The 3,000-nt window shown below is 43.2% G+C and carries 4 protein-coding genes; 2 read left to right on the top strand and 2 right to left on the bottom strand.

The features are described from left to right. The coding region (locus tag J6I68_RS15145) for an ATP-binding protein (RefSeq protein WP_292221546.1) at positions 1-537 on the top strand (537 nt) is incomplete at its 5' end. Then, positions 537-1,751, top strand: a complete 1,215-nt coding sequence (locus tag J6I68_RS15140; protein ID WP_292221545.1) for a ribose-phosphate pyrophosphokinase — start codon at positions 537-539, stop codon at positions 1,749-1,751. The genes J6I68_RS15145 and J6I68_RS15140, both read left to right, overlap by 1 nt. 53 nt (positions 1,752-1,804) lie before the next feature. Here J6I68_RS15140 and J6I68_RS15135 read toward each other — a convergent pair whose 3' ends face one another. Both J6I68_RS15135 and J6I68_RS15130 read right to left on the bottom strand, forming a co-directional pair. Continuing rightward, positions 1,805-2,479, bottom strand: a complete 675-nt coding sequence (locus J6I68_RS15135; RefSeq protein ID WP_292221544.1) for an HAD family hydrolase — start codon at positions 2,477-2,479, stop codon at positions 1,805-1,807. 2 nt (positions 2,480-2,481) lie between these two features. After that, a partial coding sequence (locus J6I68_RS15130) for a lactate utilization protein (RefSeq protein WP_292221543.1) occupies positions 2,482-3,000 on the bottom strand: 519 nt, incomplete at its 5' end.

Genomic DNA, 3,000 nt, shown 5'->3' with positions numbered 1-3,000 from the left:
GGCGAGGATCTTAAGAGATTTCAAGGGGCCAGACGAGCTGCTGAAGATTTTGTGAACAATTTTGATAGCGACTACCAAAATTTATTCATTTATGGTACAGTGGGTACTGGTAAATCGTTCCTTTCTATTTGTATCGCTGACGCGATCATTAAAAAAGGACATTCCGTTATTTATTTTAGTTCACAGGGCCTGTTTGAGCTTATTGCTGAGAATACTTTTGACTATAAGACTAAACAGAACCTAAGGGCGATCTACGACGATCTCTACGAGTGTGAGCTACTGGTGATCGATGATCTTGGTACTGAGATGAGCAGTACTTTTACTGCTTCTGAGCTCTTTGCTCTTTTAAACGAGCGTGAGTCCAGGAAGAAATCCACCATCATCACCACCAACTATTCTCTGGAGCAGCTTCAGAACACATACTCAGACCGCATCTTTTCAAGAGTAGCAAGTAACTTTAAGCTCTTAAAACTCTCCGGTCCTGATATTCGTAAGGTTAAGAAGATTGCCAAAAAAGAAAGCGAGGACGTTAAGTAATGCCAAGAAGAGAAGAGAAACGTAATCTGGAGACCATCCCAGTTGGGTCTTTGGGAATGATCCCTTTAAAGGGTATCAAACCCCTTGCAGAGAAGGTTGACTACTATCTCGTAAAATGGAGAGCAGAGAGGGAAAATGAGCACAAAGGTAGCCTTGCATTTACCGGCTATGAGCGCCCTACCTACATTCTTGATGCTGAGATTCCAAGGTTTGGAACCGGTGAAGCCAAGGGTGTTATCAAAACCTCAGTACGTGGAGATGACCTCTATCTTTTAGTTGATGTATGTAATTATTCTGAAACCTATTCTCTTTTCGGACAGGAAAACCACATGTCCCCTGATGATCACTATCAGGATCTTAAAAGAATCATTGCTGCAGTAGGTGGTAAGGCAAGAAGAATCACAGTTATCATGCCATTCCTCTACGAGTCAAGACAGCACAAGAGAAGTTCAAGAGAGTCCCTTGACTGTGCTATCGCACTTCAGGAGCTTGTAAATATGGGCGTTGACAACATCATAACCTTTGATGCACATGACGCCAGAGTTCAAAATGCTATTCCACTTAACGGTTTTGAGACCGTTCGTACAACATATCAGTTTATTAAGGCTCTTCTTAGAAATGTAGATGACCTTAAGATTGATTCCGAGCACATGATGGTAATCTCACCTGATGAAGGCGGAATGAGCCGTGCAATCTATCTTGCCAGTGTACTTGGTCTTGATGTGGGTATGTTCTACAAGAGACGTGACTACACTCAGGTAGTAGATGGAAGAAATCCTATCATCTCACATGAGTTCCTGGGATCAAGCGTAGAGGGCAAGTCAGTTATCATCGTAGATGACATGATCTCTTCTGGAGAGAGCATGATAGACGTTGCAAGAGCACTTAAGGAAAGAAAGGCTGCAAGGATCTACGCATTCTCTACCTTCGGACTTTTCACAGGCGGTCTTGAGGTATTTGATAAAGCTTACAACGAAGGTATCATCGATAGAGTACTTACAACCAACCTGGTTTACCAGACTCCCGAGCTTCTTTCAAGGGAGTGGTACATCAGCTGTGATATGAGTAAGTACATCGCTTACCTTATCGATACACTTAACCATGACGCTTCAATAAGCGATCTTCTTAATCCTGTTGAGCGTATCAACAACATAATCGAAAGATATAATAGCGGCGAACTTAAGGCTTCCATGGAAGCTGAGAAGAAAGCCTGAATAAGAAAAATTAAAGGTTGTCCGATTTGATCAGACAACCTTTTTTGATTCGTTCATATAAGGTCTTTAATATCAAGCAGCTTATCTACTTTCGCATACAGCTTTTTAGTCAGTTCCTCATCTGGCTGAGTCAGATCCGGAACCATGATAACATTGCAGCCAGCCTCATATGCGCTGGTGACACCATTTGGCGAATCCTCAACTGCAAAGGTTTCCTTGGGATCAAGGGATAGCTCCTTGCAGGCATATGCGTAACTATCAGGAGCAGGCTTACCAAGCTCTACCATGTCTGCACAGATAAGTTTGTCAAAAAGTTCAAAAAGCCCAATCTTTTTAAGATACCGTTCCGCCCTTGAGTATGTATTGGCTGTTACAAGCGCTGTAAGTATGCCCTGTTCCCTTAGCCATATGAGTATCTCTTTTGCCCCAGGCTTTAAGGGGATCCCAGTTTCTTTTACCATTTCTTCCACAAGGCCCTTGCGGTACTCTCTGACCTTGTAGTAATCAAAGTCTTCACCAAACCACTCTTTAAACTGCCTTGGAGCAAAAGGCCTTCCCAGGGACCTTAGTTTGAGTGGCATCCAGTCTTCCATCTCGTATCCGAAATGTTTAAGAGCTATAGGCCACGCAGTCTGATAGAATTTCTCAGTATCAGTCAGAGTTCCGTCAAGGTCAAAAAGTACGGCCTTTATCTTACTCGTTTTTACATCCATACCAGTATTATCCATTATCAGAATCCCAGCTCATCATTAACAAGGATTACATGGATCCTGTCCTTGTGTCTTGAAAATCTTGTAATAAGGAACTGACAGCAGATGGTGTCAGGGCTCTTGCAGTTCATGCATGATCCTGTCTTGGCGCAAGGTGTTGAAAGGCCAAAGCGCTGAGCGTTGATAGGCGCTGCCACATTTCTTGCCCTCTTCATTGCCCCGTCCACATCGTCGCAAACCTTATTCATTCCAACAATGAACAGTACCTTCTTGGGTCCCTGGGCAATTGCTGATACTCTGTTTGCATTGCCATCTATATTTACAAGAACACCGTCCTGAGTCATGGCATTTACGCTTGCTAAAAAGACATCTGCATCGTATGCTGCAAGCATTGCTGCTCTCTTATCCTCCATAGCATCTCTGTCTATGAAGTTGTAGTTGCCATTTTTTACAGCCTCAACAAGACCTATCTCGTGGGCACTCATAGCTCCGCCCATAGTAACTGAACTCCCTTCAGGAATAAGCTCCAGAGCTTTTTT

The organism is Butyrivibrio sp. (assembly GCF_017940685.1).
Lineage (GTDB): Bacteria > Bacillota > Clostridia > Lachnospirales > Lachnospiraceae > Butyrivibrio.
This window is presented reverse-complemented; position numbering and strand designations above follow the sequence as displayed.